General features: G+C 73.7%; 13 protein-coding genes. 7 read left to right on the top strand and 6 right to left on the bottom strand.

All coding sequences use genetic code 11. The annotated features are described in order from the left end of the window. Nucleotides 1-43 precede the first annotated feature (43 nt). The 5 genes from E3328_RS17640 (at nt 44) to E3328_RS17620 (ending at nt 6,100) form a co-directional block, all read left to right on the top strand. The gene (locus E3328_RS17640) at nt 44-1,135 is read left to right on the top strand and encodes a CPBP family intramembrane glutamic endopeptidase (RefSeq protein WP_135365952.1); all 1,092 of its coding nucleotides are present in this window, start codon (nt 44-46) and stop codon (nt 1,133-1,135) included. Nucleotides 1,136-1,226: 91 nt separating this feature from the next. Next, nucleotides 1,227-3,479, top strand: coding sequence for a CocE/NonD family hydrolase (locus tag E3328_RS17635; protein ID WP_135365951.1), 2,253 nt, complete (start codon nt 1,227-1,229; stop codon nt 3,477-3,479). A gap of 73 nt (nt 3,480-3,552) precedes the next feature. After that, a complete protein-coding gene (locus E3328_RS17630; protein ID WP_135365950.1) occupies nt 3,553-4,521 on the top strand; it encodes a phosphotransferase family protein in 969 nt (322 codons plus the stop codon). A 153-nt stretch (nt 4,522-4,674) separates the two neighbouring features. Beyond that, entirely contained in the window at nt 4,675-4,929 is a 255-nt protein-coding gene (locus tag E3328_RS17625; RefSeq protein WP_135365949.1) for a hypothetical protein, read from the top strand. A gap of 106 nt (nt 4,930-5,035) precedes the next feature. Then, nucleotides 5,036-6,100, top strand: a complete 1,065-nt coding sequence (locus E3328_RS17620) for an aldo/keto reductase (RefSeq protein WP_135365948.1) — start codon at nt 5,036-5,038, stop codon at nt 6,098-6,100. 257 nt (nt 6,101-6,357) lie between these two features. Here E3328_RS17620 and E3328_RS17615 read toward each other — a convergent pair whose 3' ends face one another. Continuing rightward, entirely contained in the window at nt 6,358-7,143 is a 786-nt protein-coding gene (locus E3328_RS17615) for a DUF7089 family protein (RefSeq protein WP_135365947.1), read from the bottom strand. Between the two features lie 214 nt (nt 7,144-7,357). Here E3328_RS17615 and E3328_RS22170 point away from each other — a divergent pair, with 214 nt between their 5' ends. Beyond that, nucleotides 7,358-8,887 carry a PGF-CTERM sorting domain-containing protein gene (locus tag E3328_RS22170; RefSeq protein WP_167837454.1) on the top strand — a complete coding sequence of 510 codons (1,530 nt, stop codon included), beginning with the start codon at nt 7,358-7,360 and terminating at the stop codon, nt 8,885-8,887. A 243-nt stretch (nt 8,888-9,130) separates the two neighbouring features. Continuing rightward, nucleotides 9,131-10,669: a hypothetical protein gene (locus tag E3328_RS22385; RefSeq protein ID WP_209452233.1), complete on the top strand. Its 1,539-nt coding sequence runs from the start codon at nt 9,131-9,133 to the stop codon at nt 10,667-10,669. Here the strand turns inward: E3328_RS22385 and E3328_RS17600 are convergent, their stop codons facing one another. The 5 genes from E3328_RS17600 to E3328_RS17580 all read right to left on the bottom strand — a co-directional run bounded on the left by E3328_RS17600 (nt 10,670) and on the right by E3328_RS17580 (nt 16,299). Further along, a complete protein-coding gene (locus tag E3328_RS17600; RefSeq protein ID WP_135365946.1) occupies nt 10,670-12,136 on the bottom strand; it encodes an MATE family efflux transporter in 1,467 nt (488 codons plus the stop codon). An 85-nt stretch (nt 12,137-12,221) separates the two neighbouring features. After that, nucleotides 12,222-13,811, bottom strand: coding sequence for an amidohydrolase (locus tag E3328_RS17595; RefSeq protein ID WP_135365945.1), 1,590 nt, complete (start codon nt 13,809-13,811; stop codon nt 12,222-12,224). A 59-nt stretch (nt 13,812-13,870) separates the two neighbouring features. Then, a complete protein-coding gene (locus tag E3328_RS17590; RefSeq protein WP_135365944.1) occupies nt 13,871-14,650 on the bottom strand; it encodes an ABC transporter permease in 780 nt (259 codons plus the stop codon). Next, nucleotides 14,647-15,438, bottom strand: a complete 792-nt coding sequence (locus E3328_RS17585) for a hypothetical protein (RefSeq protein WP_135365943.1) — start codon at nt 15,436-15,438, stop codon at nt 14,647-14,649. The genes E3328_RS17590 and E3328_RS17585 overlap by 4 nt, the downstream gene beginning before the upstream one ends. Next, the gene (locus E3328_RS17580; RefSeq protein WP_246023049.1) at nt 15,439-16,299 is read right to left on the bottom strand and encodes an ABC transporter ATP-binding protein; all 861 of its coding nucleotides are present in this window, start codon (nt 16,297-16,299) and stop codon (nt 15,439-15,441) included. Between the last annotated feature and the right edge of the window lie 55 nt (nt 16,300-16,354).

Genomic DNA, 16,354 nt, shown 5'->3' with positions numbered 1-16,354 from the left:
CGACCGACGTGGCTTTAAGTCACCGACGGCCGATCCATCCGCCATGTCGTCGCCGGACGGTCGCGAACGCGGCGGGCTCGGCGCGCTCCGCGCGCTCCTCTGGAACGACAGCGAGCGGCGGCCGCGCGCGCCCTGGCGGCTCGGGCTCGCGCTGGTCGTCCTCGTCGTCGGTGGCGTCGGCGGCGTCCTCGGCGCCGCCGGGCTGGCAGCGCTCGCGCCGAGCGCCGCCGGGTCGACGCTGACCGCGCTCGTCACCGTCGCCGCCCGCACCCTCCAGGTCGCCGGGTTCGTCGTCGGCGTCCTCGCCGCCGCCTGGCTGATCGACCGCCGCTACCTCTCGGACCTCGGCCTCGACCGCTCGCGGGCGTGGTGGGCCGACCTCGCGTTCGGCCTCGCGCTCGGCGTCGCGCTCCCGGGGCTGGTGTTCGCCGTCGAACTCGCCGCGGGGTTGCTGCGGGTGACCGGCACCGTCGTCACCAGGACCGACCCCTCGATCGCCATCGGTCCGGGCGTCGCGCCCGCGCTGGCGCTGGCGCTCACGCTCGCGTACTTCGTCGGCGTCGGCGTCTTCGAGGAACTGCTCTTCCGGGGGTACCTGCTGACCAACGTCGCCGAGGGGCTCGCCGGCTGGCGGGGGATCGGCCTCGGGGGCGCGTTCGCCGGGGCGACCGCCGTCTCGGGCCTCACCTTCGGCGTCGCCCACGGGCTGAACCCCAGCGCCACCGCCCTGGCGCTGGGCAACATCGCGCTGTTCGGCGGCCTGTTCGCCGCCAGCTACCTCCTGACCGGCCGGATCGCCGCCGCCGTCGGCCTCCACGTCACCTGGAACTTCTCGATCGCCTCCCTGTTCGGCTTCCCCGTCAGCGGCTTCACGACGCCGGTGACCGTCGTCGCGGTCGAGCAGTCCGGTCCGGCAGTCCTCACGGGCGGGTCGTTCGGCCCGGAGGGCGGGCTGGTCGCCCTGGGCGCCCTGGTCGCCGGGTTCGGGGCGCTGGCCGGCTGGGTCCGGTGGCGCGAGGGGGAGCTGCGGTGGCGCGAGTCGGTCGCGCGGCCGCGGCTCCGGCACGGCACGAGCGACGGCGCCGCGGCGGCGTCCGGCGACACCGGACCCGGCGACGAGTCGGCCGCCGAGTGACCGACGGCCGCTCGCAGCGTCACCCGTGGTAACGAAAAGGCGCGTTTCACCCTTCGGAACGGCGATACGGGCCCCCTCGCTACCACCGGGTATGACGGACCAGTCGAACGGGAGCGACGGCGAGCGCGCCACCGGCCCGACACCGGCGGGAGCGGTGTCCAGACGGCGAGTGCTGGCGTCGGTGACGGCGGCGGCGGTCGGCACGAGCGCGTTCACCGGGTGTGCGTCCGCGACACCGGCCGACCGCACCGACGCCACCGACGACGCCGGCGGGGCGGTCCGGGAGGAGGCCTGGGTCGAGACGGGCGTCGACACGGACGACGACGGGACCCCCGACCGGATCCACGTCAGAGTGTCGCGGCCCGAGGCGACGGGCGACGGCGAGCGGCCGCCCGTGATCGCGATCGCGAGCCCCTATCACGGCGAGCAGACCCACGGGGACGCGACCGCCGAGATGTACTACGACCGGTCGATCGCGCCCGCACCGGACGACCCGGCCGACGGGGACGACCCGACCGTTGCGACGACAGCCGCGAGCGAACCGGCGACGCTCGGTGACCCGTCGGGCGCCGGGGGGCCGGGTCCCGCGCACTCGCCGGTCGGCGGCCCGTCGGCGCTCCGGCGGATCGAGCGGCGCTACATCCCCCAGGGGTACGCGGTCGCGCGGGTCTCTTCGCTGGGGACGGCCCGCTCGACCGGCTGTTACACCGCCGCCGGGCCGCCGACGGTCTCGGCGCTCGAATCGGTCGTCGACTGGTTCAACGGCCGCGCGACCGCCTACGACGCGCCCGAGGGCGGCGCGGAGGTCGCGGCCGACTGGACCAACGGCCGGACGGGGATGATCGGCGGGTCCGCGCTGGGCGAACTCGCCAACGGGACGGCGACGACGGGCGTCGACGGCCTGGAGACCATCGTCCCTCAGTCCGCCAACGTCGGCCAGTACGGCCTCTTCCGCTCGAACGGGACGCCGGTCTCCGTCGTCCCCGACGGCAGCGAGGGGTTCACCGACATCGGCACGTGGATCCAGGCCAGCAACGCCAGGCGCGACGACTGCGGCCACTGGACCGACCGCGTCGAGGACGGGCAGGACCTGGCGACGGGCGACTACAACGACTTCTGGCACGAGCGGACGTTCCTCGCCGACGCCGACGGGGTCGACTGCTCGGTCCTGATCGCCCACGCGGTCGACGACCCCATCGTCAAGCCGAACAACGCCGCCGACTGGTACGAGACGCTGGCCGCCCGCGACGTGCCGCTGAAGCTCTGGCTCTACGAGGGCGGCCACAGAGGCCCCGCCGGCGAGGCGTGGGAGCGGACACTCGACCGCTGGTGGGCCCGCTGGCTGAAAGACGAGGACACCGGCGTGATGGACGAAGACCCCGTGACGGTCGTCCACGGCGGCCGGTCGGCGGCCGAGGGGTCGATGGAGACCTACGCGGAGTGGCCGGTCCCGGCCGCCGAGCCCGCCACCGTGCGGTTCGGGTCCGGCGGTGCGACGAGCGGCGGCGTGACGACGGGCGACCCGGGCTCCGGCACGGAGTCGCTCGTCGACGACCCGTCGACGCCGGCGGCGGAGCTGGTCGCCGCCGACGAGTCGCCCCACCGGCTGCGCTACGAGACGCCACCGCTCGCAGAGCCGGTCCACGTCAGCGGGCGGGTCGTCCCGTCGCTGTCGCTGTCGCTGGCGGAGCCGACGGTCGTCAGCGTCGCGCTCGTGGAGTACGGCCCCTACTCGGCCGACATCGTGACCCGCGGCTGGGCGGACCCGCTGAACCGGCCGGCCTACCGCGACTACGACACGCCGCTCGCCTACCGGCAGTCGCTCCGGGAGTCCGCCCCGCTGCCCGACGACGGGCGGGTCACCGTCGAGTTCCCGCTCCAGGCGACCGACCACGTCTTCGAGGCCGACTCGCGGATCGGGGTCGTCGTCTACGCGAGCGACCACGAGTTCACGCTCCACCCGCCCGGAAACCGGGAGGTCGCGCTGTCGCTGGCCGACAGCGCCGTCGACCTGCCGGTCGCCGGCGGCGAGTCGGCGCTCGCCGGCGCGTTCGCGGACGAGCCGACCGACACCGCGCGGCCGACCGGCACCGCGACGGCCACCGAGTCGCCAACCGGGACGACGGCGAACGCCGGGGCCGCCACCGACTCGCCGACCGCGACCGCGGGCCGGCCGGCCGGGACGACCGACGGACCGGTCGAGTCCACCGTGGTCGCGGAGGGCGACGCGACGGCCGACGGGACCACGAGCGGCGACGGGTCGGGCTTCGGCGTCGGCGGTGCGCTGGCCGCGCTCGGCGGGCTCGGCAGGTTGCTCCGGCGAGGTCCGGACGGCGAGGACTGACCGGACGGGCGTGGTACCATCCCCCACGCGACGGCAACGCTCAAACCCGGGCCGCGGGAACGGGGTGGCAACGATGGCCGACGGAACGGAGGCGGTCGAAGCCGCCCTCGACGAGGCGTTCCCGGGTCGAGCGGTCGAGGAGCGGTCGGGGACGGGACCCTCCTGGAACGACGCGAACCGGACGGTCCGCGTCGACTTCGCCGACGGCGACGCGGCCTTCCTGAAGGTCGCGGTCGACGGCGACGGGTCGCGGATCGCCACCGAGCGGGCGGTGATCCCGTACGTGGCGACACACTGCGACGTGGCGGTCCCCCGGATACTCGCGACGGGGACCGCGGCCTCGACGCCCTACCTCGCCACGGCGCCGATGGACGGTGCGAACTTCCACCGCCCCTGGGCGGACTGGTCGACCGACGAGCGCGCGGCGGAGATCGAGCGTGTCGGGGCCGCGCTCGCCGAGATCCACGCCCGGGAGTTCGACCGCCACGGACGGGTCGTCGGCGGCGACGCCGGGGGACTCACCGTCGAGACCGGCTCGTGGACGGAGACGCTGGTCGCCGAGATCGAGCGGGAGCGACGGCTGGCCTCGACCGACCGGTACGACCACTACTTCGACGAGGTGATCGAGGCGGTCCGAGCGAACGCCGCGGTGCTCGACCGCGCGCCGGCCGCCCTCGTCCACGGCGACGCCGCCATGCCGAACGTCTTCCGCTCGGAGAGCGCGGTCGGGTTCATCGACTGGGAGATCGCCCACGTCGGCGACCCCGCCCGGGAGCTCCACCGGGTCGAGGACCGGCTGGCCGACGCGGGCGACGCCGCCGACGGCGAGCGCCTCGTCGTGGCGTTTCGCGACGGCTACCGCCGGCGGGCCGACACCCTCCCGGACGGCCACGCGGAGCGCGCGCCGGTGTACGACGCGGTCCGGCTGCTCGGGACGGCCGGCTTCTTCGACAGACACGTCGAACACGTCGACCGGACGCCGGCCGAGGCGGCCGAGCGGCTCGAAGCGGAGATGGAGTGCCGGCTCGACGCGCTCCGGTGACCCGGCCGTCGGGTCGCCGAACGGGAGTCCGCGCCCGGCCGCCGCGAACGGGCGACCCGTCCGCCGTCGTCGACTTTCACCGACCCGATCCAATTCTTTACTCGAACCCGACTCAGAGGGTGCTTATAAGCCCGTGTGCCCACACTCCTGGTAATGACACACCTCTACGAGATCCAGCGGGAGATCCTCGAGTTCCTGGACGAGCGGGCCAGGGCGGACACGACGGCGATCCGGCGACAGCTCGCGTACACCGCCGACGTGACGGTCACCTACGACGCGCTGGAGCCGCACCTCGACCAGCTCGAGGAGTACGGCCACGTCGACACCGTGGGCGCCGACGAGCCCGGCACGACCTACTACCGGCGGGCCGACTCGGCGGCCGTCCAGCCCCGGACCGCCAGCGACTGACCGGACCAGGTCCGGACGCCCCGACCGTCGCGGTCCCCGTGGACAGTTCTCGCGCCGGCGGCGCGCAACCGCGGCGGCTAAGTGCGACGACGCCCAATCCGCGGGCATGAACCAGCGCGAACTCGGCGATTCGGGCGTCGAAGTCAGCGAGGTCGGCTTCGGGGCGTGGGTCGTCGGCACCGACTGGTGGGGCGACCGCACGCGCGAGCAGGCCGTCGAGATGCTCCACCACGCGGTCGACCGCGGCATCACTTACTTCGACACCGGCGACGTGTACGGCCACGGCGACAGCGAGGAGCTGGTCGGCGAGGCGCTCGGCGAGTACCGCGACGAGGTTACCATCTCGACGAAGGTCGGCTACGACTTCTACAACAACCCCCAGGCCGGCCACGGCGAGCTCCCCAAGCGGGTCGACCCCGAGTGGGTCGAGACCGCCCTCGACCGCTCGCTCGACCGGCTCGACATGGAGCACGTCGACCACCTGATGCTCCACAACGCCAACGTCGACGAGGTCGACGCGGACGTGCTGGAGACGCTCGACGCCCTCCAGGAGTCCGGCCGCGTCGACTCGGTCGGCTGGGCGCTGGGCCCCTCGATCGGCTGGCTCGCCGAGGCCGAGACGGCCGTCGAGGAGGGGTTCGACGCCGTCCAGCTCGTCTTCAACGTCTTCGAGCAGACGCCCGGTCGGCACACCATCGAGGCGATCCGCGAGCTCGACGCCGAGACGAGCGTCATCCCGCGGGTGCCCCACTCCTCGGGCCTGCTGAACGAGCAGGTCACCCCCGACACGGAACTCGGCGAGGGCGACCACCGCGCCCACCGGCCCGACGAGTGGTACGAGACGGGCTGGGAGAAGGTCGACGCGCTCCGGTTCCTCGAAGATCCGGACCACGCCGAGGGCACCCGGACGATGGGCCAGGCGTCGATCCGCTGGCTGCTCGGCCACGACGAGGTGGCGACGGTCACGCCCACGTTCCGCACGACCGACGACATCGACGAGTGGGCCGGCGCCGCCGACGTGCCGCCCCTCTCCGAGGCGGAGATGGAGCGCGTCGAGGAGCTGTATCAGGACAACTTCGGCGTCGACCGCGACGACGGCATGGACGCGCTGCGCTCGTCGGTCGGCGGCGCCGACCTCGAAGGGATCGACAAGCAGGCCGCCGGGGACTGAACCTCCCTTTCCACACCAGATCGACGAACCCCCTCGTTTCACCTCAAACCGCCGCTCTCGCTCGATTTCCGCCGAACCCCCTCGTTTCGACTCGAACCCCGCCCACGTCTTGCGATTCCCCGGCACGAATTTCACTTTCACTCCGCCCCGTCAGACGCCCGTCACACGGTCGCAGTCCCCCGGTTTTCGATCGCGAAGGTGTGTGCATAGTTTCCACACGAAACGAAGGTGTATGCGGACGGCCGGTGAGCGGGTCGTCAGTCGAGCCGGTCGAAGGTCTTCTCGGCCCACTGGACGGCGTAGTCGGCGCCGTACTCGCGGTAGGCGTCGGTGTCGAGCGCGCCGAACGGAGTGGGAGGTTCGGTCCCGTGTTTGACGGCGGCGCAGGCGAGTTCGGCGGCGTCGCCGAAGCCCGTCTCGCCGCGGGCGAGTTCCGCCGAGAGGTCGGCCAGCCGGGGTTCGAGCCGTTCCCCGGCGTCGACCCACGCGTCGAACAGGTCGGGGTGGTCGTCGGCCCAGCCGGCGAAGGTCTCGCGGGTGTGCAGGCCGAGGTAGGCGTCGTACAGCGCGGCGGCCAGCTGGTAGGTGCCCGTCGGGTCCAGGCGGTCCTCGGCGGCCGCGGCGAGGTCGCGGTAGCGCTCGCCGAAGAAGCCCAGGAAGTGCTCCGGCCGGTCGAGGCCGACCTGGACGAGCGCTTCGGCGACGAGGAAGTCGACGAAGGCGTCGGGCGACCCCTCCAGCCGGGGCTTGACGAGGACGACCGGCGGCTCGGTCTGGCGGGTCCAGGCGACGCCGCCGTCGCCGGGCGCGCCGACGGTCAGCTCGTCGCTCGCGTAGCGGCGGAGCAGCTCCGGGGCGTCGGCCGGGAGCCACGCCTCGGGGTACGAGCGGGGGTCGAAGGCGTCGGTGACCAGCGCCAGGTCCTCGGCCTGGGCGGCCGGCAGCGTCTCGAAGTCCCGCGCGCAGTCGAGGACGACCGCGCCGGGCGCGTGCTCGTCGCGGACGGCCGCCAGCTCGGGCGGGAGGTCCCGGTCGCTGAACATCAGCGACGCCCTCCCGGGAGCGGGGCCTCCGGCGGGCGGCGCCGGTCGGCGACCGGTGCGACGCTCGGCGAGGTGGTCATGTCCGTCGGCAGGGGCCGTCCGGGGTAAACCCCATCGGTTCCCGCCCGGCCGAGTCGGCCACCGCGACCGCGGTCCCGTGTCCCGGGTTCGGGCGCGAACGTTTAAAACAGATGACGGGGCCAAGCGGGGGTGTATGGTCGACGACGTTTCGCGGCGGGGCGTCCTGCTGGCAGGGGGCGCCGCGCTGTCGGGGGGTATCGCGGCGAAGCTGGGGACCCGTTCGGCGGCCGCCCGGGGGGACCAGGACGGGGCGCCGGCGGTCCGCTGGCAGGCGCTCGTCGAGAACGACGACGACGTGACCAGGCCGGTCTCGGTGCGAGCGGGCGGCGGTCGCGTTCGCGTCGGGGGGTTCTCCGGGGACGACTCTGACGACACGGACCCCTGGCAGTACGGGGTCGACGCGGTCCGCGGCACGGACCGGACCGGGACGACCGCCTACGTCGAGGGCCAGTTCCTGACTGAGGGGTCGGCGCCGGCGGCCGACGGCGGTCGCTTCTTCCTCGGGCGATACACGGAGGACCAGGGGAGCTTCGACGCCACGACGGAGCCGATGGTCCTCAGGACGACCGCCGACGGCGAGATCGAGTGGCGCCGGACCTACGAGCCGCCGTTCGACGACTTCCGCGTCACCGACGTGGCGCCCGGGGTCGACGGCGGCCCGGTGTTCGTCGGGTACTCCGAGGCGTGGCGCAACCCGAACACGTGGTTCGTCGCTGTCGATACCGAGGGGTCGGTCCGCTGGCAGCGGCGGCTCGACGAGTTCTACGCGACGTACGCCTGGGGCGTCCAGCGGACGGCCGCCGGGTCGTATCTCGTCTACGGGGGCGCCCGCGACGGATCGCAACGCGACGCCGAGCGACAGGACGGCTGGGTGGCGAAGGCCGGCGCCGACGGCGAACCGCAGTGGTCGCGGCTCTACCGGCAGCGGTCGGTCGGCGACGCGAGCGAATACCACTACATCGAGGACGTGGCCGAGACGGACGACGGATACCTGTTCGCGGGGTACGTCTCGCCCGCCGACGAGGACGCGGAGGGGCGGGCGTGGACGCTCTCGACCGACGCCGCGGGCGACCGACTCTACAGCGCACTCCGTCGCCCCGGCGGGGACGGCGCCGGCGAGTTCGTCGCGGTCGTCCCCCACGGCGACGAGTTCGTCCTCGCGGGCTCGACGTTCCCGGTCCGCGACGAGGAGGTCGGGTACGTCTGGCTCCGCGGCGTCGACGCGTCGCTCTCCTCGAAGTGGGAGCTCGTCGACCCGCTCGACCAGCCGTCGGCGCTCACCGACGCCGCGGCGACCGACGACGGCGGGGTCGCGGTCGTCGGTAACCACCTCAACGCGGACGGCTGGTCGTATCCGATCGCGGCGAAGCTCGGCGGCGACCCGGCCGAGACCGCGACGCCGACGCCCACGGAGACGGAGGCGTCGACGCCCTGGCCGACGCTGACTCCCTCGCCCACCGCGGAGCCGACCGAGACGCCGACCGGGACGCCGACGCCCGAGGCGACCGCCAGCCCGGCGCCGATCGCGACCGCCGACCCGGACGGTCAGTCGACCACGGCGTCCGCGGACGGCCCCGGCTTCGGCGTCGGCGCGACGCTGGCGGCGCTGGGCGGGAGCGCGCTGCTGGCCCGGCTACGGGGGGACTCGACCGACGGGGAGTGACCCGCGGCGGTCCCCCCGCGGGGCTCGACCTACGACAGGAAGACGACGACGAGCGCGAGCGCGAGCAGTGCGGCGATGCTGATCGTCCCGAGCGTGAACTTCGTCGCGTAGCTCATGGGCGGCGATTCCGCGGCCAGTGACCTAAAGCCCCCGTTTGTCCGCTCGGACCGGCCCCGCCCGGACCGACCGTCCCCGCCGCCGAATGAGGCGATTTATGGCGGGGCCGCCGCGACTGACGACCGTATGACAGAAGATCTGTCGAGACGACGGGTGCTGACCGGCGCCGGGCTGGCGGCCGCCGGCGTCGCCCTCGGGGGGACCGCGGGCGCGTCGCGCCGCGACGGTGCGGACGGTTCCGACAGCGGCGCCGACGAGTTACCGCTCCGCTGGAACCGGACGTACTCCGACGCCACGTACAACGCCGCGACCTCGGTGGTCGAGGACGGCGACCGGTACGTCGTCCTTGGCCAGTCGGGGGGCCAGGCGTCGGGGATCCCGGGGTGGCTGTTCGGCACGGACGCGACGAGCGGAGAGGGCGAGTGGATGGCGACGGTCGAGAGCGAGGACCGCCGGCCGCCGCAGTTCCAGACGCACCTCCCCGCGGTCGACGGCGAGGGCTACGCGCTGGTCGGCTTCCACGTCCAGTCCGGCACGGGCTCGCTCGTCCGGACGGGTCCCGGGGGGGAGATACAGTGGTGGGAGACCTACGAGGTGGACACCGACGGCGAGTCGGACGGGCGCCTGCTCGCGCGCGACGCGATCGCTACCGGCGACGGCTACCTGGTCGCCGGCGCGAGCGTCCGGAACCGCTCGGCGAGCGGGCTCGTCCTCAGGGTCGGGGCCGACGGCGAGGAGCGGTCGCGGACGCGGCTGTTCACCGACCGGCAGTCCGAGATCCTGCGCGTCGTCCCCGACGGCGACGGGTACGTGGGGACGGCCGTCGTCCAGTCGTCGTCGGGCGGCGGGGCGTCGGTCCGGTCGGTCCTGTTCCGCGCGGACGCCGACGACGAGGTCCAGTGGCGCGAGGAGTTCACCGCGCCGGCCGACGGCGACGCGCTCGCGCAGAACCAGCTGGTCGATCTGGTGGCCGACGGCGACGGCTACGTCGCGGCCGGCTACGCGGCGGACAGCGGCTTCGAGACGGTAGACGGCTGGGTGCTCTCGGTCGACGGGAGCGGCGAGGGGCGGGCGACCCGCCGGCTGTCGCCCCGGCCCGTGACGCTGTTCACCGCGCTCGCGACGACCGACGGGGGGATCGTCGTCGCGGGCCAGGGCAGCGAGTCCGCGACCAGCCAGGCGGCGGTCGGCGTGGTCGGCGAACTCGACGAGGGGCTGGACGGGAACTGGAGCCGGACGGTCTCGGTCGGCGCGGTCAACAACGTCCGCGACCTGATCGCGACGGGCGACGGCGGGGTCGCACTCGCGGGGGTCACGCAGTACCAGTCCCGGAGCGCCGACCCCCGGAGCGAGGCGTGGCTCGTCAAACTCGGCGGCGAGGACGCCCCGCGGGTCACGGCGACGGGGCCCGAAACCGACACCCCGTCGGCGACCGCGACGGCCTCGCCGACGGCGACAGCCACCCCGACCGCGACACCGTCGCCGACACCCACAGCGATGCCCTCGCCCACGCCGACCGCGACGCCCGAACCCGCGGACGACGGGGCGTCGTCGGGGACGGACCCGACGGGGACAACCTCGGGCGACGGACCCGGCTTCGGCGTCGGTGCGGCCCTGGCGGCGCTGAGCGGGACGGCGCTGTACGAACGCTACTGCGACGACTGATCAGTCGTCGGCGCCGGCGCCGACGCCGGAGGCGCGGGCCACGTCGCGCCACTTGCCCGACCGGAAGCGACCGGTGTTGACCGCCGCCTTCACGTAGAAGTCCGCGACGATGGCCGCGAAGACGGCCGTGTACCCCATGCTCGCCCCCAGCGGGACCGACACCCCGAGGACGGTGACGGCGAACCCGGCGGGCAGCGCGAGCGACGCGATCGGGAGCCGGACGACGTAGGTGCCGAGTATCGTGCCGTAGAGCGGCCAGCGCGTGTCGCCGGCGCCGCGGAGGCTGCCGCGCATCGTCCGGGAGACGGAGAACCCGGCGACCGCGAGGCCGAACACCCGGATGAACTGCACCGTCAGGTCGACCTCGTCGGTGCCGAAGGCGAGGGCGATCGGGCGGGCCGCGGCGACGAGGACCGCGGCGACGAGCAGCTGGGTGGCCAGCGCGATCCGCAGCGTCTGCCAGCCGTACTCGGTGGCCTCGTCGTCGTCGCCCGAGCCGACGTACTGGCCGACGAGCGTCGACGCCGCCGTCGAGTAGCCCCACGCGGGCATCAGCGCCAGCAACATGACGCGGCGCCCGATGGCGTAGGCGGCGACCGCGCCGACGCCCAGCTGGCCGAGGATGAACAGGAACGGAAACCGCCCGAACGTCTGCAGCAGGCGCATCCCGGAGAGCGGGACTCCGACGCGGAGGATCTCCTTGCCGAGCCCGAGGTCGAGCTGTCGGCCGCCGAGCGGGAGCGCGACGGCGTAGTCGCCCGAGACCAGCAGCGCGAGGAAGACCGCGGCCGCGAGCGTGTTGGCGGCGGCCGTCCCGATAGCCGCGCCGGCGATGCCCAGCTCCGGCGCCGGTCCGAGGCCGAAGATGAGCGCGGCGTTGAGGACGACGTTCGTCGGCAGCGTCGTCAGCCGGACGTACATCGGCGTCCGCGTGTCGGCGCTACCGGCCAGCGCCCGCGAGGCGACCATCGACCAGAACCGCGGCGCCATCGACAGCATCACGATCGACAGGTACGTCGCCCCGTAGTCGACGGCGGCGGCGTCGCTCGTCAACAGCCCGACCAGCGGCTCGGCGTACACCCACGCGACGGCCGTCAGCGGCAGCGATATCGCGAGCGCCAGCCACAGCGACTGCTTGACCGCCAGGTCCGCCCGGTCGGGCTGGTCGGCGCCCTGCAGCCGCGAGACGACGCTGATCGTCCCCGAGGAGACCGCCAGCGAGAGGCCGAAGCCGATGAAGTAGTACTGGAAGCCCAGTTCCAGGCCGGCGATGGCGGCGTCGCCCAGCGCGATCCCGACCATCAGGAAGTCGGCGACGCGCAACAGCACCCGCAGCGCCCCGGTGACCATCACCGGCAGCGCCAGGTCGAACGCCTCGCCGGACTTCTCGCGGTCGGCGACCCCGAGCCGGTCCAGCAGCGCCGGGAAGAGGAAGAGGGCGTCCCGGACCCGTTGGCGGACGGCCATGTGGGCGTTCGCAGGGACCGCCCGTCCCTCTACCTTTGGGTTCCGGAACCGCCGAACTGTCCGCCGGTTCCCGCCGGACGACGGCTCACCTGGCGGCGTCCCGGTCGAAGACGACCTCGCCGCCGACCACCGTCGTCCGCACGTCGATGTCGGCGACCTCGTCGGGGTCGACGGCCCACGGCGACCGGTCGAGGACGACCAGATCGGCGAGTTTGCCCTGTTCGACGGTGCCGAGGCGGTCCTCGTCGAAGCCCGCGTAGGTCGCGCCGCTCGTGTACGCCCGCAGCGCCTCGGTGACCGAGAGTCGCTGGCGGTCGTCGGGCGCCGTGACGGCCTGTTCGACGCCGAACAGCGGGTCCAGCGGCATGCAGTCGCTCCCGAACGCCAGGTTCGCGCCCGCGTCGAGCAGGTCGCCGAAGCGGTTCGAGGCCAGCCGCCGCTCGTCGCCGAGTCGCTCGGCGTACAGCCCGCCCTCGCGGGCCCACTTCAGGAAGTTCGGCTGCATCGACGCGACGACATCGCTCGCAGCGAGCCGGTCGACCAGGTCGTCGGTCAGCACCTCGGCGTGTTCGATCCGGTGGCGGGCGCCGTCGGCGGATTCGAGGACGTCCAGCGTCTCGCGGACCGCCTCGTCGCCGATGGCGTGGACGGCCACCTGCAGGTCCGCCGCCGTCGCGCGGGCGACGATATCGCGGAGCTCCGCCGGGTCGACGACCCACTGGCCGCGAGTACTCTCGCCGGTTTCTCCCGAGTCGCCGTCCGCGCGCTCGCTATCGGCGTACGGCTGGGAGAGCTTCGCGGTGCGGCCGCCGATGGAGCCGTCGGTGTAGGTCTTGATCGCACCCGCGCGAACGCGGTCGCTCCCGTGGTTGGTCCGGAGGCCGAGCTCCTCGACCGCGTCGAGGTGGTCGCTCCAGTAGTTGAGCCGGACCCGGATCGGCAGTTCGCCAACCCGGTCGAGCTCGCGGTAGACGGCGGGTGCTTCCGACCGGCGGACCATGTCGTGGACGCCGACGACGCCCAGTTCGGTCGCCCGTTCGGTGGCGGCGTGGACCGCCCGCCGCATCGCGGGCCGGTCGGGTTCGATAGCGGCCCAGAGTTCGTCGAGGGCGCCCTCGACGACGACCCCCGTCGGTTCGCCCGCTCGTGTGTGCACGTCCGAATCGGGCATCTCCCCGCGCAGGCGGTCGAGGGCCGTCGAGTCGAGCGACGCGAGGTGCATGTCCTCGCGGACGGCAGCGACCGGCCGGTCCGTGTCCACCCCATCGAGGTCGGCGGCGGTGAGATACCGGTCGTCGTCCCACGCGCTCTCGTCGTAGCCGAAGCCCAGCACCCACTCGCGGTCGGGGCCGTCCGCGGCGGCGAGTTCGGCCGCGCGGGCCGCGAGGAGGTCGACGGCCTCAGCGGGCGAGTCGGCCGCCGAGAGGTCGGCGTTGACCAGCCGCCGCCCGACCATCGGCAGGTGCGTGTGGGCGTCGACGAACCCCGGGAGGACGACCCGTCCCCCGCAGTCGCGGACTGTCGTCTCGACGCCCGCGAGGTGGTCCACGTCGAAGGCCGACCCGACGGCGACGATCCGGCCGTCCCGAACCGCGAGGGCCTCGGCCGTCTCGTCGGGGTCGGTCAGCGTGTGTATCTCCGCGTTCGTGAGCACCAGGTCCGCGGCCGCTGTCATGGTCCCAGTTGCGGCGCTGTCGGTGGTAAGCGTTCGGGCGCCCGCCGGACCGCAATGCGCTACGAGACGCGCATCGAGCCGTACAGCGCGATGGCCGTCACAGTGCCGACGACGAGCAGGTAGGCGAGCCCCTCGCCGGCGACCGAGAGCGCCACGTCGGCGGAGAAGCCGGCGTCGACGGCGAGTTCGACGGGCGCGTGGCCGGGGAGGAGGGCCGCGTACTCGGGCGGGTCCGCCAGCGGGTTCTGGACGAGGAAGATATCGAGCATCGTGCCGAACAGCGCGAGGTAGACGCCGGCCAGCCGGTCGACGACGAGGCCGGCGAGCACGCCGAGCAGGCCGTAGACGAGGGCGGCCAGCAGGGTCGCGCCGGCGAGGACGATCGGCCGTTCGGGGACGAAGACGGTCGCGGCCGTCCCCGCGGAGACGGCGGCGACGACGGTCCCGACGACGGCCAGCAGGCCGAAGCGGGCGAGCAGAACCGACGCGGGACTGGCGCCGGCGACGACGAGGCGGGCGTCGGCGTCGCGGGCCGTCTGCATCAGGAACACGCCCGCCAGCGCGCCGACGAGCGCGCCGACGAGCGGGACCATGAACACCGCATAGACGCTCGCCAACTCGACCGTCTGCGTCCCGCCGCCCGGCACGTCCAGCGGCGCGGTCGTCGCGGGCACCAGCCGGGTGAACGCGCCGATCAGGTAGGCGGGGAGGAAGACGAACAGGGCCAGCAGGACGGGCGTGCGGGCGTACTCGCGGACGCCGCTCGCGAAGGCGGCCAGCGCCGTCGAGCGGCGGCTCCCGGAACCGGCCGGCGACCCGGGGGCGCCGTCGACGCTCACGCGCCCTCACCCCCGTTCGCGACGCGGACGTACGCGCCGAGGACGAGCGCGAACAGGACCGCGAGGTACGCCAGCCCCGCCAGCACGTCGTCGGTCGGGACCGATCCCTCCAGCACGGCCGACCGGAAGAGGGCGTGGGGATAGTGCAGCGGGAGGAAGTTCACGACCGGGGAGTCGACGTCGACGATCCCGCTGGCGAGAAAGTCGTCGAAGTCGGCGACGAACACGAGCACGAGCGACCCCTCCAGTTCGCGCGGGAGGACGGTCCCGACGAGCACGCCGATGAGGCCGTAGGTCAGCGCCGCGAGCGCCAGCGCCCCGAAGGCGGCCGCGGGGGCGGCCACGTCGACGCGCCACCACAGCGCGCCGAACGTGACGGCCGCCGAGCCGACGCTCACCGCGAGGACGGTCCCCAGCCGGGAGACGAAGATCTCGGCCCGGGAGAAGCCACAGACCGCGAGGCGGCCGTCGGCCTGCACGGCGCTGACGACCTGGAAGAGGCCGATCAGGCCCGCGAGGAAGGCGGCGGCGAAGACGGCGCCGTTGACCCGGCCGAGCGTCGCCGGGACCGCCGTCATGTAGGGGAACTCCGGGAACGAGGCCATCGCGCGGCCGTAGCCCTCGACGACCAGCGGCGGGAGCGCGACCAGCAGGACGACGTGGACGGGTTCCCGGAGGAACTCGCGGACGTGCGCGAGCAGGCCGGTCGTCAGCCGGTCGCGGCGGGTGCGGCCGCCGGCGGGGTCGCCGGCCACCCGGTCGCCGGCGGCGTTCGCGCCCCCGCTCATCTACGCTACCTCCGTCGGATCGGCGACGGGTCCCTCGCCGCCTCCGTCGCGGTCAGCCGCGGCGCGGCCGCTCTCTGCGTCGGTCTCGACGAGGTCGCCGTCCCGAAGTTCGTAGATCCGGTCGAAGCGCTCGCGCTCGCTGACGAAGTGGGAGATGACGGCGATGGCGGTCCCGCCGTCGGTCAGTTCCTCGGTGAGCTCCCAGAACGCGAGGTAGGTCTCCCAGTCGAAGCCGGTGTACGGTTCGTCGAGCAGGAGCACGTCGGGGTCGTGCAGCAGCGCGACGGCGAGGTTGACCTTCTGGCGGTTGCCGCCACTGAGGTTCCGGACCTGATAGTCGAGGAACTGCTCGAAGTCGAGGCGGTCGGCGAGCCGGTCGCGCGCGTCGGCTATCTCCTCGTCGGCCAGGCCGTACGCGGCGCCGAACAGGTCGAACGTCTCCGCGACGGTCAGCCGGTCGTACAGCAGCGACTCCTGGGGACACCAGCCGACGCGGCCGGAGCGGTCGACCGACCCCGCGTCGGCGTCGAGCGCCCCCACGAGTATCTGCATCAGCGTCGACTTCCCCGACCCGTTGGCGCCGACGATCCCCACGATCTCGCCCGCGCGGATCTCGACGTCGACGCCGTCGAGCACCTCCACACTGCGCCCCCACGGGAGCCGCGAGTCGTAGGACTTCTCGATGCCGGTCCCGCGTAGAACGACGGAGCCCTCGCCGTCGCCGCCGTCGCCGCTGGCTTCTCCGTCGCCCCCGCCGGACCGGCCACCGTTCTCGAATTCGCCCTCGTCGCGGCCCGACCCGTCCGTCATCGCGACGCGGCCGCCGTCGCTACCGCTTCCGACAATCGGAATATTCGGCATATACAAAATATTCTGTAGAGAACGATTTAAGCGTTGGGGGCCACGAGTGTCGGGT

Source organism: Halosimplex halophilum, assembly GCF_004698125.1.
Lineage (GTDB): Archaea > Halobacteriota > Halobacteria > Halobacteriales > Haloarculaceae > Halosimplex > Halosimplex halophilum.
Note: the sequence above shows the minus strand (reverse complement) of the source record. Positions and strands in the feature narration are given on the sequence as shown.

Excerpts from the sequence above, each read along its gene's own strand:
- E3328_RS17640 (WP_135365952.1), top strand. The coding sequence starts at position 44 with ATGTCGTCGCCGGACGGTCGCGAACGCGGCGGGCTCGGCGCGCTCCGC.
- E3328_RS17635 (WP_135365951.1), top strand. The coding sequence starts at position 1,227 with ATGACGGACCAGTCGAACGGGAGCGACGGCGAGCGCGCCACCGGCCCG.
- E3328_RS17630 (WP_135365950.1), top strand. The coding sequence starts at position 3,553 with ATGGCCGACGGAACGGAGGCGGTCGAAGCCGCCCTCGACGAGGCGTTC.
- E3328_RS17625 (WP_135365949.1), top strand. The coding sequence starts at position 4,675 with ATGACACACCTCTACGAGATCCAGCGGGAGATCCTCGAGTTCCTGGAC.
- E3328_RS17620 (WP_135365948.1), top strand. The coding sequence starts at position 5,036 with ATGAACCAGCGCGAACTCGGCGATTCGGGCGTCGAAGTCAGCGAGGTC.
- E3328_RS17615 (WP_135365947.1), bottom strand. The coding sequence starts at position 7,143 with ATGTTCAGCGACCGGGACCTCCCGCCCGAGCTGGCGGCCGTCCGCGAC.
- E3328_RS22170 (WP_167837454.1), top strand. The coding sequence starts at position 7,358 with ATGGTCGACGACGTTTCGCGGCGGGGCGTCCTGCTGGCAGGGGGCGCC.
- E3328_RS22385 (WP_209452233.1), top strand. The coding sequence starts at position 9,131 with ATGACAGAAGATCTGTCGAGACGACGGGTGCTGACCGGCGCCGGGCTG.
- E3328_RS17600 (WP_135365946.1), bottom strand. The coding sequence starts at position 12,136 with ATGGCCGTCCGCCAACGGGTCCGGGACGCCCTCTTCCTCTTCCCGGCG.
- E3328_RS17595 (WP_135365945.1), bottom strand. The coding sequence starts at position 13,811 with ATGACAGCGGCCGCGGACCTGGTGCTCACGAACGCGGAGATACACACG.
- E3328_RS17585 (WP_135365943.1), bottom strand. The coding sequence starts at position 15,438 with ATGAGCGGGGGCGCGAACGCCGCCGGCGACCGGGTGGCCGGCGACCCC.
- E3328_RS17580 (WP_246023049.1), bottom strand. The coding sequence starts at position 16,299 with ATGCCGAATATTCCGATTGTCGGAAGCGGTAGCGACGGCGGCCGCGTC.